The organism is Halalkalibacterium halodurans (genome assembly GCF_004376175.1).
GTDB lineage: Bacteria > Bacillota > Bacilli > Bacillales > Bacillaceae_D > Halalkalibacterium > Halalkalibacterium halodurans.
This window is the reverse complement of record NZ_SNUY01000024.1, coordinates 1-16,087: the sequence shown is the minus strand read 5'-3', so window position 1 is coordinate 16,087 and position 16,087 is coordinate 1. Positions and strand designations below refer to the sequence as shown.

General features: G+C 43.9%; 16 protein-coding genes and 2 pseudogenes. 10 read left to right on the top strand and 8 right to left on the bottom strand.

The window, feature by feature from the left end:
- Nucleotides 1–67 precede the first annotated feature (67 nt).
- The 4 genes from E2L07_RS09640 to ymzB all read left to right on the top strand — a co-directional run bounded on the left by E2L07_RS09640 (nt 68) and on the right by ymzB (nt 2,576).
- The gene (locus tag E2L07_RS09640) at nt 68–910 is read left to right on the top strand and encodes a LysR family transcriptional regulator (RefSeq protein WP_010897948.1); all 843 of its coding nucleotides are present in this window, start codon (nt 68–70) and stop codon (nt 908–910) included.
- Nucleotides 911–1,042: 132 nt separating this feature from the next.
- Nucleotides 1,043–1,741: a helix-turn-helix transcriptional regulator gene (locus tag E2L07_RS09635; RefSeq protein WP_053431295.1), complete on the top strand. Its 699-nt coding sequence runs from the start codon at nt 1,043–1,045 to the stop codon at nt 1,739–1,741.
- Nucleotides 1,742–1,826: 85 nt separating this feature from the next.
- Nucleotides 1,827–2,159 carry a chaperone CsaA gene (gene csaA / locus E2L07_RS09630; protein WP_010897946.1) on the top strand — a complete coding sequence of 111 codons (333 nt, stop codon included), beginning with the start codon at nt 1,827–1,829 and terminating at the stop codon, nt 2,157–2,159.
- A gap of 54 nt (nt 2,160–2,213) precedes the next feature.
- Entirely contained in the window at nt 2,214–2,576 is a 363-nt protein-coding gene (ymzB, locus tag E2L07_RS09625; protein ID WP_010897945.1) for a protein YmzB, read from the top strand.
- Nucleotides 2,577–2,597: 21 nt separating this feature from the next.
- On the opposite strand, the gene E2L07_RS09620 is transcribed toward ymzB, so the two are convergent.
- On the bottom strand, nt 2,598–2,993 hold the full coding sequence (locus E2L07_RS09620) for a hypothetical protein (protein ID WP_010897944.1): 396 nt from the start codon (nt 2,991–2,993) through the stop codon (nt 2,598–2,600).
- Nucleotides 2,994–3,177: 184 nt separating this feature from the next.
- Between E2L07_RS09620 and E2L07_RS09615 the strand changes: the two genes are divergently transcribed.
- Nucleotides 3,178–3,585 (top strand): DUF4395 domain-containing protein, encoded by a 408-nt coding sequence (locus E2L07_RS09615; RefSeq protein WP_134229455.1) that lies wholly within the window; start codon nt 3,178–3,180, stop codon nt 3,583–3,585.
- 108 nt (nt 3,586–3,693) lie between these two features.
- Here E2L07_RS09615 and E2L07_RS09610 read toward each other — a convergent pair whose 3' ends face one another.
- Together E2L07_RS09610 and E2L07_RS09605 are read right to left on the bottom strand one after the other, a co-directional pair.
- Nucleotides 3,694–4,749, bottom strand: a complete 1,056-nt coding sequence (locus E2L07_RS09610) for a DUF3900 domain-containing protein (protein WP_053431297.1) — start codon at nt 4,747–4,749, stop codon at nt 3,694–3,696.
- A gap of 166 nt (nt 4,750–4,915) precedes the next feature.
- A complete protein-coding gene (locus tag E2L07_RS09605; protein WP_010897941.1) occupies nt 4,916–5,215 on the bottom strand; it encodes a hypothetical protein in 300 nt (99 codons plus the stop codon).
- A gap of 123 nt (nt 5,216–5,338) precedes the next feature.
- Between E2L07_RS09605 and E2L07_RS09600 the strand changes: the two genes are divergently transcribed.
- Nucleotides 5,339–6,202 (top strand): dimethylarginine dimethylaminohydrolase family protein, encoded by an 864-nt coding sequence (locus E2L07_RS09600; protein WP_010897940.1) that lies wholly within the window; start codon nt 5,339–5,341, stop codon nt 6,200–6,202.
- Here the strand turns inward: E2L07_RS09600 and fosB are convergent.
- On the bottom strand, nt 6,199–6,624 hold the full coding sequence (fosB, locus tag E2L07_RS09595; protein ID WP_010897939.1) for a metallothiol transferase FosB: 426 nt from the start codon (nt 6,622–6,624) through the stop codon (nt 6,199–6,201). The two genes, E2L07_RS09600 and fosB, sit on opposite strands and share 4 nt — an antisense overlap.
- Before the next feature lie 27 nt (nt 6,625–6,651).
- Nucleotides 6,652–7,344, bottom strand: coding sequence for an FHA domain-containing protein (locus tag E2L07_RS09590; protein WP_134229454.1), 693 nt, complete (start codon nt 7,342–7,344; stop codon nt 6,652–6,654).
- A 148-nt stretch (nt 7,345–7,492) separates the two neighbouring features.
- Between E2L07_RS09590 and E2L07_RS09585 the strand changes: the two genes are divergently transcribed.
- The 3 genes and pseudogenes from E2L07_RS09585 (at nt 7,493) to E2L07_RS09575 (ending at nt 10,846) form a co-directional block, all read left to right on the top strand.
- Nucleotides 7,493–8,242: a glycerophosphodiester phosphodiesterase family protein gene (locus E2L07_RS09585; RefSeq protein ID WP_166740051.1), complete on the top strand. Its 750-nt coding sequence runs from the start codon at nt 7,493–7,495 to the stop codon at nt 8,240–8,242.
- Between the two features lie 201 nt (nt 8,243–8,443).
- Nucleotides 8,444–9,673 (top strand): annotated as a pseudogene (locus E2L07_RS09580) (MFS transporter).
- Between the two features lie 237 nt (nt 9,674–9,910).
- Complete coding sequence (locus E2L07_RS09575; protein WP_053431299.1) at nt 9,911–10,846, top strand: diacylglycerol/lipid kinase family protein; 936 nt, start codon at nt 9,911–9,913, stop codon at nt 10,844–10,846.
- Here E2L07_RS09575 and E2L07_RS09570 read toward each other — a convergent pair.
- Nucleotides 10,797–11,309: a hypothetical protein gene (locus tag E2L07_RS09570; RefSeq protein WP_134229452.1), complete on the bottom strand. Its 513-nt coding sequence runs from the start codon at nt 11,307–11,309 to the stop codon at nt 10,797–10,799. The genes E2L07_RS09575 and E2L07_RS09570 overlap by 50 nt on opposite strands.
- A 216-nt stretch (nt 11,310–11,525) precedes the next feature.
- Between E2L07_RS09570 and E2L07_RS09565 the strand changes: the two genes are divergently transcribed.
- Nucleotides 11,526–12,971, top strand: a complete 1,446-nt coding sequence (locus E2L07_RS09565; RefSeq protein WP_134229451.1) for an alanine/glycine:cation symporter family protein — start codon at nt 11,526–11,528, stop codon at nt 12,969–12,971.
- A 194-nt stretch (nt 12,972–13,165) separates the two neighbouring features.
- On the opposite strand, the gene ltrA is transcribed toward E2L07_RS09565, so the two are convergent.
- The gene (ltrA, locus tag E2L07_RS09560) at nt 13,166–14,560 is read right to left on the bottom strand and encodes a group II intron reverse transcriptase/maturase (protein WP_134229450.1); all 1,395 of its coding nucleotides are present in this window, start codon (nt 14,558–14,560) and stop codon (nt 13,166–13,168) included.
- Nucleotides 14,561–15,027: 467 nt separating this feature from the next.
- Nucleotides 15,028–15,969 (bottom strand): annotated as a pseudogene (locus tag E2L07_RS09555) (THUMP domain-containing class I SAM-dependent RNA methyltransferase); the annotation flags it as partial.
- Between the last annotated feature and the right edge of the window lie 118 nt (nt 15,970–16,087).

Here is a 16,087-nt window from a genome sequence, read left to right as displayed (position 1 = left end):
AATAGATTAAGATACCTTATCTTTTTAATCATCTTTGATTTGAAAAAATTATCAAGGAGTGGGCGCAATGAAACTGGATGACTGTCAGCTATTGATCCATGTTCACAAGGCGGGGACGATGCGAGGCGCAGCGAGATCCTTGCACCTATCACAGCCAGCGATTAGCCAGCGACTCAAGCAAATGGAGGATTTATGGGGCGGGGCAATTTTTATTCGCACACACAAAAAGCTATTGCTTACACCTCTTGGAGAAAAGGTACTTACATTTGCACAAGAAACACTCTGGCGGACAGAGCGACTTCGCGAAGAGCTTGAACAAATGAAAGGGTCTGTCTCGGGGCGATTATCGCTCGGCATCTCTTCCGTTGTCAGCCATTATCTTATTCCGCCACTGTTAGAGAAGTATACGAAAGCGTATCCGCGTGTAAACATTGAGCTCATATCAACGACAAGTGATCAAATTCGCCGAACGTTCTCCTCCTATCATGTGGCGATTTTTCGCGGAGATCGACTGCCTGAGCAAGCGAGCCATTTGCTTCTAGCAGATCCTCTATATCTTGTATTTGACAAGGACATTCCGATTGAGAAGCGACCGCTGATTCAATGGAAAAGTGATCCTTCCCTCGAAGCACTTATTCAAGCATGGATGCGAAGCGTTACTAGCTTCACTTTCCGTGGTCATGTTTCTGTCGATCAAATTGAAACATGTAAACAGCTCATGCTCCGGGGAGTTGGTGCAGCGATCTTACCGGAGATGGCGATAAAAGATGTATCGGATCAATGTTTCCATAAGCTTCCTCTTCAGCTCGATAACCAACCGCTTGAGCGGCAAACATGGGTACTTTATGAAGAAGAAGCCCTTAGCCTTCCACAAGTAGAAGCGTTTTTACAGTTGCTCCCCTTAAAATAAAAAACGTTTTCATCTGGAGCTTCTCATCCTTATCCGATACAATGTGAACTATAGGCGGCTCGCCTGCTCGTCTATTTTCGTGTTCAGATTCCGTTTTTGACTGACAGGAACATACAGGAAGGTGGCTCACCAATGAATGCGATCCAATGCGAAACGAGAACGTACGAACGTGAGTACAACACTCATGATCATTCGTATGGACAAATGTTGTTTGCATTACATGGGGCAATGGAAATCCAGACCCCCGTTTATGATACGTTTCAATTAGAGGCGAACTTCGGGCTTTATTTGCCCCCTCATGTTAACCACCGCTTTCGGGCTGTCGCAAGAAATGAATTTTTAGTCGTTGATATCCCTGCTCGTTTTCTTGGGGATGCGGTTACGACAGAGCAGCATGTAGCACTTGATGAAACGTGGGGAGCCCTTTGTCATCTGTTTCGAGGGGAAGCATATCAGCCTGCTTCCAGCCAATCATTGCGCCCGCTCGTCGACTATTTAACGAGCAAGTTGGCAAAAAAGACACTCCCTGCCTCCATACACTATATGAAGCAGCATTTTTCCGAACCGTTATCACTCGAGACTTTAGCAGCCATCGAGCACTACCACCCAGCCTATTATTCATCATGGTTTAAAGGCTACACTGGGATGTCTCCAAGCGAGTATTTGCAAAAGCTTCGAGTGAAAGCAGCGAAACGGCTACTTGGGGAAACGACATGGTCTGTCGCAAGAATTAGTATAGAAGTCGGCTATACCCATCCGTCAGGGCTCGTCCGCGCGTTTACAAAAGTGGAAGGGATGACCCCGTCGGCTTATCGTAACACCTTACATTAGGCGCTTTTTTTTCTTGATTGAAGCATCACCTTTCATGAAACCGTTGTTTACAATCGATGATGACGAATAGAAAGGAGTGCTTTTTGTGGCAACGTTCGAAGATTTTCAAAAGATCGACTTACGTGTTGGTACGATTCTAACGGCCGAACCATTAGAAAAGGCTCGTGTCCCAGCGTACAAGCTAACGATCGATTTTGGCGAGGATATAGGTGTCAAGCAATCCAGCGCTCAGCTGACCGAGCGATATACGCCTGAGCTGCTGATTGGCAAACAAATAGTGGCAGTTGTCAACTTTCCACCAAGACGTGTGGCTGGATTTAAGTCGGAGGTGCTTGTTCTCGGCAGTGTTCCCGAACAAGGAGATGTTATTTTACTTAAACCAGATACACCGGCCCCTAATGGCTCACCCATCGCATAGCTCTGCCCTCTTTGGGTACACTACGTAAGAGATTTAGCAAGAGGGGGTCCACACATGGATGCACGGGAACAATTAACCGATTGGCTTGAGGCTCACAAAGATCAGAAGTTGATGATTTCTAAACAGGAATATGCAACAGGAATGGCATCAATAACCGATTCGGATCAAGTCTCTATGACGCTAGAGGCCGTTACTTTTATTGATAGTGAGAATCGAGATTTAGACGGTTATGTAGCCAATCATGAACTTGTGCTTCATGGGGAAGGCTCCATTCAAGGCTCCGAACATGCAACAGGTCCACTACCAGATCATCGCTTCGATATTCAACTGGAAGATGGGATGACCATCTCTGCCGACGGAAATCAACTAATCGTCGAAACGAGTCGTGCTAAATATTTTCTAGAAGCGGAAGTGTAGGCATGAAGAAAGAAGGCGGAATTACCGCCTTCTTTCCTCATGCCCGCCATTGTTTTCTGCCACAATCACGATTTTCCCCGCATTCGCCTGAGGCGGATAGCTTTCACGGATTGAGGCATCCCCACTCGGGAGCCAAACAAGTAATTGATCCCCTTCGTTCATTTCGGTAATGGACGTTTCTTTCCCTTCCTCATCTTCAATATTGGTTTGCTCATTGATTGTAAATGAGAAGTTCTGATAGTCATTTCCTTCGTCTGATCCTTGCCCAGTTAACAGCACAAACCCCTGGTTCTCATCTACTACACTTACATGAACAACCTTTCCTTGGTAAAAAGGAGGGAGATCCCCATCGACTGAATGAGCAGTTCCGCAACCTGCCAACAGAAACAGAGCCAATCCATATAAGAGCCATTTCACTGTCGATGTCCCCTTCCATGTTCCTCTCTTTTACCTTTAAGACGTATTGAGGCAAGAAAAAGTTTCACATTTTTTCAATGAACACTATATGATTTTTCATGCGGCAATCGTCACACTTTCACTAACCCCTGTCTTCCTGTTATACTTTTCGTAAGCTAAAACCTTCAGGGGGGAGTAGTACAAATTGAGTATCCCAAAGCCGCTCGTTCAGATCAATCAACTGTTTCTCGTCATTACGGTCATCCTCGGGGTAATTGTGAGTCCTTGGATATTATGGCTGCCTTTTGTCGTTGGTGTGATCGCATTAGCGTTTCGTAAAAACCTTATCATGATCACATTTCAGCCTTTGTTAAAAAAACCTGCTGACACGTATCCGCCAGAAGATGCGGATCAACAACGCTTCAATCAATGGATTGCAACGATCTGCATCGGGATCGCCATTCTTACGTTTGCTACAGGTTTTTCTATACTCGGACTTATCTTTTCGATCATGGTTGTCGTTGCAGCAGGACTTGCCCTTTGTGGCTTTTGTATCGGCTGCACCATTCGCTATCGTTACTTGATGTGGAAGCATAAACAGCAAAATCGATAAAGGAGGCTACCTCAAAAGTTAATTTATTGAGGTAGCTCCCTCCTAAGCTCGTATTCACAATGATGGCCACCGCTACCAGTTTTCCCAAGGTTTACACTTCTTATATGTTTATCCCCTTATCTTCTTCAGCACCTCTTCCAATGGCTCTGGCTTTAAAAATTCAACCGGCGAATAGCCTTTCTCAAACTGAAACGAATCCCCTTCAATGAGTAAGACGTATTTCCCGTTTGTTTTTGCGATGTGGAGTGATTCACCAAAATCAGACAGCATCGCTTTTACTTGCAAATGGTCTAGCTTTAGTTTTAACTCAAGCTCAGGCTGTTGTTCGACAATCGGAGCCGCTGCCTCTATGACTTGCTCTGGCGTCCATTGCTCTTGCAACTCGCGCTTCGGCGTGTTCGCCCATGCTTCAAGTCGCTCCTCTTCTGCCATTCGCACATCGCTTTGCTCTTCATATGTGGCGGCAATATGAGAATGGGCCTGCTGGATGACATGCTCTTTGATGATTTCGGGCATTGGCTTTTCATATGTGACAAATGGTAAAAAATCTTCAAAGTAACGGGCATGTGACGCTTGATGAAGCTTTAACTCACCTTCCTCAACCATTCCTTCCTCTGGCATATACGGATACTGAATCGATTTCATATTTTTAGTTGTAATCGCCATTTCAACTTCCTTGATTAACGTGGAGGCGTCAGAAATATGAGCCACTTTTTGCTCAAAGTCGCATTTTAAAAGAAACAAAAAGGGGTTGTCCATGTATTGGTTTAGCTTAGCCCGAATGACGATGAACGCCCCTCCTCGGATCGCACTCGTATCCATATACCCACGGACTAACGCTTCGCCTTCCTTCTGAAAGGCTTCGGGGTTCTTGGCAATCAGAAGGCGCTGAAATTGATTATAATTCGGGTTCGATGACAGACCATGCCCAGGTTCAACGGTAAAGCGACCGATTTTCGTTGGTACGTTGTCCGATTTCGGAAAGCGGTCCACCTTTCGTTTTGAAATTTTCATCAATTCCCCATCTAAAAAGGACGATAGCGTGCTATGTTCATAGCCAGCTTGATCTAATGTTTGAAAATGTGTAAAGTGTTTGGTCACTTGTTCCCCTTGTCCGTCCATACGGATAACAAAAAAGGATACATACTGTACGGTAAAATCCATCCTACTCTCTCCTCGTGACATGACTCATTACTCTTGTCTATATGAATCGATCCAATTTTGAATCGCTCAAACGATCAAGACGCTCAAGTTGTTCGATTCACTCGTCGCTATCTTTAATCTACATGTCAAAACCCTCTCGCGATGTAGAGGGCTGACTGGATAAAACCTATCGATTGTGCAAAAAAACTTCCACAGCTCGCTTCACTTTTTCATTCTCCTTTGCGTGAATGGGCTGAACGATAAAATGATCTCCATCAAGCTTTCCCTCTACTCTTAGTCCTTGTTTTTCTAGAAAGGATAAGACATCGTCTGCCTCTTCTGACGCCGTCATCAGCTCACATTTGCCAAGATACTCTTCTCCTACATAGAAATCATAACTGTCATGAGCTTGTTTTACATCTTCTGTATTATCTATTGGGAGGAAAGGGATAAAAAATCGCCCTCCTCCAGTGTCATTGTTAAACATCAAACGTCCCTGCTTTCTCTTTTTTATTAGTATGGCTTAGAAGGCCCTCCCTTATGACTCATGACAGCTCATGGAAAACAGGCAGACGGGTATGCTATGGAAAACGGAGAAAGGAGAGAACAAATGGGACTCTTAAAAAGACCAACAACGCTCACCCAATGCAAAACAGAATATGGCGTTTTAAAAGATGTCATTGTCTGTGAACCAAAGCATATGACGCTGCGAAACATGATTAACGAAACGCAAAAAAAATTTAAAAACGAAGACATCCACATTGAAATTGCAATGGAGCAGCACCATGAGTTTGTCCGCGTGTTGCAAAAACACGGTGTCAACGTTCATCTACTTCCCGTCAACGAAAAATACCCTGAACAGGTGTTTACTCGTGACATTGGCTTCACCCTTGGGCAAACGACCTTCGTCGCCGATATGGCGCACGATGTTCGTAAAGGGGAAGAGAACACGTTAAAAGAGTGGCTCGAACTGAAAGGCATTTCTTATTACAACTTAGTAAGTGATGAGATCGAAGGAGGCGATGTCATCATCGATCGCCATTCCATCTACATTGGCATCAGTAACCGTACAAACATGGCAGCGATTGAGCATATCCAACGCCTTCTCCCTGAGTATGAGGTAATCCCCGTTCCATTCCATCCAAAATATTTACACTTGGACTGCGTGTTTAATATCGTTTCTCCCCACGAGGCCCTCATTTATCCAGGTGTAATGAACAGAAAAGAAGAGAAGCTGATCGCTTCTCGCTATGATTTGATCGAAGTCACAGAAGAAGAACAATTCACGCTCGGTACCAATGTGCTATCAATTGGCCATAAGCGCGTCATCAGTCTGCCTGTAAACACGAATGTTAATGAGCAACTGCGCAAGCGCGGCTTTGATGTGATAGAAGTGGACATTACAGAAATTATCAAATCCGGTGGTTCGTTCCGATGCTGCACGATGCCCTTACGGCGGGAGGACGACGTTTAATCATCAAAGAAAGTCATATGCGGCTTTGCTTCCCGATAATAGTCTAATCGGTCGTTCAATGTTCCACAATGAAATTCAAACTTATGGCCATCAGGATCGGTAAAATAAATGGACTGGCGATCACGTGGATCCCGTGGTCGCCCTTTTAAAATATTTACCCCTAATCCAGCAAGACGTTCATATGCCTCCTCCATTTCCTCTTCCCCAACGGTGAAAGCAATATGAGTGTACGACTGATGGATTTCATTTCTTGGGATATCCGGCTCCTCATTTAAGGCAAGCCATATTCCTTGAAGATCAAAATAGGCCGTTGTTCTTCCTTTCACGAGTAGCTTTGCGCCAAGGGCCTTCTTATAAAACTCAATGGATCGCTCTAAGCACTTTACTGAAAAAAGCAAGTGGTTAATCCCTTGAATACGCATAATCCCTCCCCTTTTCATAACAGTCGATTATTTGGTCGTTAGAATGTACCCTTTTCCACGAATCGTTTCGATTTCAATCGATTGAGCGACCTTTTTCCGCACACGATAAAGAAGAGAGTTCACTTCCTCAGCACTAACATCGACCCCTTCACCATCCGTTCGTTTTCGCTCTGGCCAAACGTATGGAAGCAAAGTCTCCTTTGAGACAAATTCTCCATATCGTTGAACGAGAAGTTCAATGCATTTATATTCTTTTTCCGAAAAATGATAGTCTTCCCCTGACACGAGCAACGTTTGCTTCACCGGGTCAAGCTTCACATGATCCGGATACGGCTCCTTGCTCTTTTTTTCATTCACAGGCAAAAATGGTGTTAAGTCAAAGGTTTCCTCCATATCAATTGCTGAAAATGTAAGGACAACGATATCCTTCGCTAACGATAGTCGATCTCCGTGGCTTAATCGCTCTGGAGCATGGGGTGCTAGTCTTTGGTCGTTCACATACGTACCATGCTTGCTATCTAAATCCTTTACAAACACTTGGCCCTCCTCAACGTAAAGAAGGGCGTGCTTTCTCGAAATAAACACATTATCAAAAGCGATATCTGGCTTCCACGATTTCCCCAACCGTCCAATGGACCACGATTCTTTTTTAACAGTAAAAACGGTAGCAGGTTCGTATGGGACCCCTCTTTCTACAATAAGAAACGGATTACTTCTCATTTTTCTTTCTCCTCTACTTTGATCCAGTCTCTGTATTGCGATCATGTTTATCATTTGATTATTATGTCATAACTATTGTGTCTGCGCAAAGGGGAGCATATGATAAAAGCGTAAGATAGGCAGTAGGTCACATGGGAGGGAAGATATCTTGAAACGATTTCGCTCATTCCTTAATTTTAAAGTTAGCATTGTTTTAATCGCCATTGCGTTCGTCCTATACATTAACCATACCGATTTATTATTTGCAAAAGAAACAAAACATGAGCCCCTCCTCCTTTCTCACCGAGGAGCTCACCCAGATTATGTTTTAACGTCTGATGAAATCAATGGATGTTCCGAGATACAGCTCGCAAATACAGAACCGGCTTCGATTGAAAATACGATCCCTGCCATTCGAGCGGCGTACGAGGCAGGTGCCGCGATCGTTGAAGTGGACTTGCAGCAAACCCGTGATGGGAATTTTGTCGCATTTCGTGACTGGAACTTAGATTGTCGAACAAATGGAACGGGTCCCATTTGGGATTATACGACAGAGGAGCTAAAACAACTCGACATCGGCTACGGCTATCAACTTGAAGGAGACAACACGTATCCATTCCGTGGGGACGGTGTTGGTCTTATCCCCACCTTGGAAGAAATTCTTAACAACTTTCCTGAAGAAAGGCTATTACTGCACATTCAAAGTCGCTCTACTTCAGACGGAGAGCGGTTGGCAAACATACTAGAGTCTCTTTCCACTGAGCAATTACAAACACTCATCGTTACAGGAAGTCATGCTACGATTACCTATATAAACGAGCGTTTTCCCTCCGTTCAAATCATGACAAAAGAGGAGTATCAAGAATTTTCCACACCAACAGGTCGAAGCGGCTGGTCCACCTTTCGCTCTTTTGACTAAACATACTTGGTTACTTTACGTTTGTGCAACGTAAAGTAACCATTTTTTCTTCCCTTTTCCTGTCTTCCATCATCTTATCTATCATTGTAAATTTCCTACTTTTTTTAGGTTAAAATGATTGACACTTATCTCCCTTCCAATTATTATAAGTAAGTCTTTAGTGTCTAGAAATATTTCATACTGTAGGGAGGAAGAGTGCTCGTGAAGTCTGAACAACGTCATAAAATGATTCTGTTAATGATCAACATGTTTATTGCGATCGCCAGCTTCGGAATCATTATTCCGATTCTACCTGCCTACCTCGAGTCAATTGGAGAAGGCGGTACCGCCGCAGGTCTCATGATTGCCATTTTTGCTGGGGCACAGCTCGTCATGTCACCTGTTGCAGGGAAGTGGACTGATCAATATGGGCGTAGGTATATGATTATTCTCGGACTTGGCGGGGTAACCCTTTCCATGTTCGTTTTTTATTTTTTTGATTCGATTTGGTGGCTCTACGCTTCTCGCGTTGTCGGGGGTGTTGGCGCAGCTCTTTTGATCCCAGCTATCTTCGCGTACGTAGCAGACATTACAACGATCGATGAACGGGCGAAAGGAAATAGCTTGGTATCAGCAGCCATGTCTCTAGGATTTGTTGTTGGCCCAGGGGTTGGTGGTTTTCTTGCAGACTTCGGACTGAAAATGCCGATTCTACTTTCTGCGATTTTGTCTTTGGTTGCTGTTCTATTCTCGATTATGTTATTAAAGGAAAGTCAAACAGAAGAGGCAAAGGAACTTACAGCCGAACAAGTAAGCGAAAGTCCGCTCGTGAAACAACTCATATAATCCGTCAAAAAGCCTTATTTTATCCCACTCGTTATCACTCTAGTTATGAGTTTTGGGTTAATGGCGTACGAATCCATTCTCGGTTTGTTTGTTGATAATCAATTTGGAGCAACGCCAGGACAAATTGCGATCTTATTAACTTCCATTGGTACGATTAGTGTGATCGTTCAGCTCTTTGTCGTCGAACGATTCGTTCGCTGGCTCGGAGAACGTACCGTGCTCTCGTTGTTTCTTGGTGTCGCCTCTTTTGGCTTTTCACTTTCCCTGTTTGCCCCGAGCTACGGGATGTTTTTTGCGGTAACGATGTTCATCTTTTTAGCTACTTCGATTTTGCGGCCGGTGTTAACGACCTTAATTTCAAAGCTTGCAGGCAATGAACAAGGCTTTGCGATGGGAATGAACAATGCCTATATGAGCATTGGAAACGTACTTGGACCAGCTCTAGCTGGTGTGTTGTTTGATGTGCAAATCACCTATCCATTCATCCTTTGCCTGATCGTTCTTGCAGCAACCACATTTGTTTCAATTTTTTGGCAAAGAAAACACGACCAAAACAAACCTAACACGCCTATTATTGAGCCTGCTCAACCAAACCCAGACGTGTAATCCAAAACCATGCTGGCAGCTTTTCACCTGCTTTGCATGGTATTTTTAGAGGCTGGTACAAAATACAGCTAATAACAGGTGTTTATTTTATAGAAAGTTGATTGCTTCAAAAACCACTCGCTTCCCGCGGGCAAAGCTTCCGCTAATTGGGGGTTTTACGGTTGATTTAAAGATACGACGTGTAAGGATCTACTTGAGAGGGTATGCTGAAAACGATCGTCCAAGGGGGGATTGCACATGTTTCAACGGGCATTCTTGCTTTATAATGGAAAAGCAGGAAACGGAAAAACAGATAAGTACCTAAAAGATGTTGTACCTCGCGCACTACAAAGCATTGGAGAATTGACGATTATTCCAAGCAAAGAAAAAGGTGACATTGAATCGATTTGTCGTGAGCGGGAAGTTGATCTTATGATCGTAATGGGGGGAGATGGCACCGTTCATGAATGTATAAATGGGTTAGCGGTATCCCCCTCTCCCCCTCCACTTGTTGTCCTACCAACTGGGACGTGCAACGATTTTGCTCGCTCTCTTAGAATTCCTCTTTCCTTTGTGGAAGCGGGAAATTTGCTTGAGAGCGGCACATGGAAACGAGTGCCGCTCATTCAAGCAAATCACCGTTGCTATACAAATTTCCTCGGAATGGGGATCATCACAACTGCATCAGAAGGAACGAACCCTGAGTTAAAAGAAACCTTTGGGAGGTTTAGCTATTTTTTATCTGCTCTCCAATCATTACGTGAGCCATCTCCTTTTTCTTATACCATTACATCAACGAAAGGCTCCATGTCTGGGCAAGCCATTCTCTTATTAGTTATGCACGGTCAGTTTCTTGGTACCTTACCTGTCCAATTAGACGAAAACGCCATCGAACAGCCTTTTGTGACGATTTACATTGTGAAGGAGGGTGGTCTCCCTTTCATCAAAGACCTAGTGAAGGGACTCGTCTCCCCTGCTATGGTAAATGAGTCTGATCATATTGATCGGATGACCTGTGATCAGTGCCAGATCGAAACGGAGCCAGTCCTTTCTATCGATATGGATGGAGAAATCTACATGAAGACACCTGTTAACATTACGACAGTTGGAAAAGTAATAACCGTGCGAGTACCAGACGTGAATGTTACTTCTGATGCTGATCATACCATTGGCGGAGCTCAGGATACTCCTTGATTGATCGTTCTATAGGCTTAAAATCACCAATTTCGACAGGTCGGAGTTCTCCGCCAATCTTGACAAGACAAACGTCTTTCACTGGTGTCGAAACAATGTCTTCTACCTCTTCCCCTTTCTCTGCATAAAACTCGTAAACCGATTGACGATCTTGTTCACTTATCGGAAACCTAGATTCATTTTTCGTTCCAGGCTCTGGAGTCAAAGGGTTTTCAGGGGTATTTTTGATCTGCTCGCTTCCAAAGTTACGGATGTGCATTTGTTCAATCAATTCGGAGAAAAATAAGAATAGCCCAGCCAATAAAGCTCCTTTTACCCAATAATCCCAAGTAATTAAAAAAGAAAATGAATAATAGATGTCATGCGCTAAGCCTAAAGTAAGTCCCCCAATGAAAGCCACACCTAAGATAACATAACAAAAATATAAGAGCAGCTTAGCGACTTGATTTCTTCGTTCGAGCATACTCACCCTCCTTTTGTAAATAATGTCATTTAATGCACCATTCAACAGTTGAACAGGTTGCTTGACCTTGTATAAAAGCAACCTGTTCAATAACAATAATAACCATTGTTGGATATTTGTCCAGACTTTTATTATTTTTAGAATTTTTAGAATCTAGAATTCATAAGAATATTCTGTTAGAATAGCACGCGACGAATACGATAAAGGAGTGATTTGGTGGAAAACTGGTTTCGTGCCGACACGTGGTTTGGCAGGCTGGTGGATGTCGGAAACACGTTCATTTGGACATACGTCTTAATCGCTTTACTGTTAGGGCTCGGTCTTTATTTTACGTTCGTTTCACGCTTTGTCCAATTTCGATTGCTCGGAGAGATGGGACGCCTCCTCGTGGAAGGAATGAATCGAAAGGCGTTTAAAGAAAGGAAAGGAACGTCCTCCTTTCAAGCATTCGCCATTAGTACCGCTGCCCGCGTCGGAACAGGTAATTTGGCTGGTGTAGCAGTTGCGATTTCCTTAGGTGGGCCCGGTGCAATTTTTTGGATGTGGATCATTGCTCTAATCGGGGCAGCGACCGGCTTCATCGAGAGCACGCTGGCGCAAATTTATAAAGTAAAAGATAAGGATGGTTTCCGAGGTGGACCAGCCTATTACATGGAAAAAGCGTTAAACGCCAGATGGGCAGGTATTTTGTTTGCCATCTTAATTACGTTATGTTTCGGATTAATTTTTAACGCTGTTCAAACACATACGATTGCAGATGCTTTTGTAGGTGCTTATGATTTAAATCCTTTCTTTATTGGGTTGATCATCGCTTTTGTGATGGCGTTCATTGTCTTTGGTGGGATACGTAGAATTGCGGTCATTGCAGAAGTCATCGTCCCGACATTCGCCATTGCATACGTATTGATTGCCCTTGTCATCGTGCTACTAAATATCACGCAAGTTCCGGCTGTCATCGGTCTGATTGTAGGCAACGCCTTCGGAATACAGGAAGTCGTGGGCGGGGGCTTCGGGGCAGCGATTATGCATGGAATTCGGCGTGGTTTATTCTCGAATGAAGCTGGAATGGGAAGTGCGCCAAACGCAGCCGCAACCGCTCACGTTTCACATCCGGTAAAACAAGGATTGGTTCAATCTCTCAGCGTCCTAACCGATACTCTTATTATTTGTAGTGCGACCGCCTTCTTGATCTTGTTAACTGACGTCTATACAGTCGGTGAAATGGATGGTATTCAGTTAACACAAGAGGCACTAACCGTTCATATAGGTGAATGGTCGATGACATTTGTGACAATTGCGATCTTCTTTTTCGCCTTCAGTTCATTGCTCGGGAATTACTATTACGGTGAAGCGAACATTCAGTTTATTTCTCAAAACCGCGCCTTACTAACAGTCTTTCGCCTCGCATTTCTTACCATGATTTTAATCGGAGCTACAAGTGAGCTTCAGATTATTTGGGAAATGGCCGATTTGATTATGGGTGCGATGGCGATCGTTAACTTGATTGCTATTGCATTATTGGCGAAAATTGCCGTTCAGGCACTAACGGATTATCAGCATCAGCGTAAACAAGGAATCGATCCTGTCTTTTACAAAAACAGCCTGCCTGACCTAAAGAACATTGAAGCATGGGATGAAAAACCAGTAAAAGAGAAAAATTAACGGTCATACATGTGGACACACACCTTAGCAGTAATGGGTGTGTGTCCTTTCATGTCTAACTCCTCACAATTTCCCTATTTCGTTGGCCTTGCCTTTCTAATTCCTTCATTTTTCCAATCGAGTAGGAGGAGGCGGTTAGCCTCCGACCTCTCACACCACCGTACGTACGGGTCCGTATACGGCGGTTCAATAAGTTAAGTGTGTTTAGAATGTATCGAGGAATATAGTTGGGTTAGATTGAGTAAACCAATCCGTTCAAGAAGTTGATTTGGAATTGCGGTATTTAAGATGAAACTATTTGAAATATGCCAGTAGCCTTTCCGAGTGTTTGCCCATTCCCAAGCCTTTTGCTTGGGGATTTTTAGTTTGATGAGACTTTTAAAGCGAGTTTTAACCTTCTTCCACCTTTTCCAGATCATTTGTCTAATCCTTCGACGTATCCAACGATCCATTTCTTGAACATAGGTTTTCACAAGACCGACTCCATAATAGTTGATCCATCCCCTCGTTACTTGGTTGACCTCTTTGATGATCTCACGGATCTCTCCTGGGCGTTTGCGGGAAGTCAGTTTTCTTACTTTTTCTTCGAGTCTCTTTTTCACCTTACTATGCGGACGGACTTGTACTCCATTTCTTGTTGGATGTATACAGAACCCTAAGAACTTCCGTTTCGTCGGTTTACCAACTTCGCTCTTCTCTTTATTCACCGTTAGCTTTAGTTCTTCTTCAAGAAATTTTGTCATGCTTTTTAGGACTCTCTCTCCAGCCCTTTGGCTTTTCACGTAAATGTTACAATCATCTGCGTAGCGGATAAACTTGTGACCACGCCTTTCTAGTTCTAGGTCCAGTTGGTGAAGATAGACGTTACTGAGAAGCGGTGAGAGATTTCCTCCTTGAGGAGTTCCAACCTCGCTTGGCTCATATTTTTCACCAATCATCATGCCACTTCGCAAGAATTTACGAATTAGCTTAAGCACTTTTGGGTCCTGAATAAATTCCTCTACATGGTACATGAGTTTCTCATGGTTGACTGTATCGAAATACTGCTTCATATCAATGTCTACCGCGTATCGATATCCCTCTTCATAGTACCGTTTTGCTTTTCCGATTGCGTCGTGAGCACTTCGATTTGGACGGAAGCCAAAACTGTTTTCCGAGAAATGGGGGTCGATCCATTTTTCAATTACTTGTAGAATCGCTTGTTGGACAAGTCGGTCTTTGACCGTGGGAATTCCTAGCTTTCTTTTGGAACCATCCGGCTTCGGGATTTCCACCCGCTTAACGGGTTGTGGTTGATACGTTCCATTTTTAATGGCACGCACAAGAGACCTGCTTTCTTTGGCTAAGAATAGGGGCAATTTGTCTACCGTCATTCCATCTATCCCAGGTTTTCCTTTGTTCTTCTTGACTCTTTTATAAGCCCTATTGAGGTTATCTCGATCAATAATCTCGTTGATCCATTCTGAACTTTCACCATCTCTTCTTCTAGGTTCAGCGTGAAGTATACTGCACGCTCCCGCTTTATGTTCAGGTTCCACCTTATGTTCCAGCAGGTAGCCATCTTTTGATGTTTTCTGTGGTCGATGCATACTTCTCACCTCCGTTAGTTCCAAGATTCTTATTGTTCAGTCCTTCATCCATTGGACTACTATGACCTCTGCTGACTTCTTACCGTTCACAAGCTCATCGCTGAACTCGTTGTTTTCTTATGGAATTTCTTCATCTCGAAAACCCCAGTAAGATCTCCCCGGGTAAGTCTAACCGCTTTCCTCTCGTAGACACTGGATTTACTGTAGGGATTCGGGCAGTGTTGGACTTCGTTTTGTTTGGGAAACTCGTCCGTCCCCAGTCAGCCTTCTATCCAGTTTCTGTTCGTTGTCCCAAGATTTTGCGTCCGGCTTCCTTCAGATTCTAGGTCACCCTAGACACCCTTGCCATTCGCTAACAGTTCCCACTGCCGAGCCTGTAGTGGACTTTCACCACCTAGCTGTTAGACATGCCGGGCACACCAAAACAACCCTATCCTTTGAAAGACTAGGGTTGAACGTTGATCAGCTTATTGTTGAGAGCCCTCTGGATGACGCGGAGGTCTCGGTCCAAAAAACTGATAGTAATCTGTTTTAATGTTCCCGTTATACAGCTTTCGCTTTTTCGTCGCTTGTTTGCCATAAAGTTCTTCAAACCCCTCATGGGAAGTGAGGATGTAGATGGACCATGTCTCTAAATGTTCACGAAAAACTTCCCCCATCTTTTGATACATCTTCTCTACTTCTTCCCTCTCGCCGATCCGCTCCCCGTACGGAGGATTTCCTATTAATATGCCGTACTCTTCTTTATGTCGAAAGTCGGTGACTTGCATTTGCTTGAAGGAAATCAAGTCGCCAAATCCCGCTTCCATCGCATTGTTTTGTGCGAGTTCGACCATGCGATGGTCAATGTCTGAACCAAGGATATCGAGTGGCTGGTCATAGTTCGCCATATCTTCTACTTCTTCACGTGCTCGATCCCAATGCTCGCTTCCGATCCAATGCCACTGTTCGGAAACGAATTCTCGGTTAAAGCCAGGTGCGATGTTTTGCCCAATCATTGCCGCTTCAATTGGAATCGTGCCTGATCCGCAAAACGGGTCGGCGAAGGGGCGATCTGACTTCCAATGGGAGAGCATAATCATTGCAGCAGCTAATGTCTCCTTTAGCGGTGCTTGGCTGTGAAGGTAGCGGTAGCCACGTTTATGTAGACCTGTTCCGCTTGTGTCGATGGTTAGTGTGGCTATATCCTTATGGAGGGCGACTTCAATTCGATAGAGTGGACCATTTTCATCAAACCAGCCACGCTTGTATCGTTTTTTCATGCTCTCCACAACGGCTTTTTTTACAATGGCTTGGCAATCGGATACGCTAAATAGTTTTGATTTAACAGACCGACCGATGACTGGAAACTCCGCATGTACTGGAATGATATCTGCCCAAGGAAGAGACTTCGTTTTTTCAAGAGCGTCCGGACAAAATTAATTTCTGCTTGGTTGATAGCGATTTTTACAGAAGAACTAGCGTAGAAAAAAATTAAATTAGGCTAAGAGCGGAGAGTGAGTTTACATTTTTTTGAAATTATATTAA

Bases quoted from the DNA above. Each gene is read 5' to 3' on its own strand.
- E2L07_RS09640 (WP_010897948.1), top strand. From the start codon at position 68: ATGAAACTGGATGACTGTCAGCTATTGATCCATGTTCACAAGGCGGGG.
- E2L07_RS09635 (WP_053431295.1), top strand. From the start codon at position 1,043: ATGAATGCGATCCAATGCGAAACGAGAACGTACGAACGTGAGTACAAC.
- ymzB (WP_010897945.1), top strand. From the start codon at position 2,214: ATGGATGCACGGGAACAATTAACCGATTGGCTTGAGGCTCACAAAGAT.
- E2L07_RS09610 (WP_053431297.1), bottom strand. From the start codon at position 4,749: ATGGATTTTACCGTACAGTATGTATCCTTTTTTGTTATCCGTATGGAC.
- E2L07_RS09605 (WP_010897941.1), bottom strand. From the start codon at position 5,215: ATGTTTAACAATGACACTGGAGGAGGGCGATTTTTTATCCCTTTCCTC.
- E2L07_RS09600 (WP_010897940.1), top strand. From the start codon at position 5,339: ATGGGACTCTTAAAAAGACCAACAACGCTCACCCAATGCAAAACAGAA.
- fosB (WP_010897939.1), bottom strand. From the start codon at position 6,624: ATGCGTATTCAAGGGATTAACCACTTGCTTTTTTCAGTAAAGTGCTTA.
- E2L07_RS09590 (WP_134229454.1), bottom strand. From the start codon at position 7,344: ATGAGAAGTAATCCGTTTCTTATTGTAGAAAGAGGGGTCCCATACGAA.
- E2L07_RS09575 (WP_053431299.1), top strand. From the start codon at position 9,911: ATGTTTCAACGGGCATTCTTGCTTTATAATGGAAAAGCAGGAAACGGA.
- E2L07_RS09570 (WP_134229452.1), bottom strand. From the start codon at position 11,309: ATGCTCGAACGAAGAAATCAAGTCGCTAAGCTGCTCTTATATTTTTGT.
- ltrA (WP_134229450.1), bottom strand. From the start codon at position 14,560: ATGCATCGACCACAGAAAACATCAAAAGATGGCTACCTGCTGGAACAT.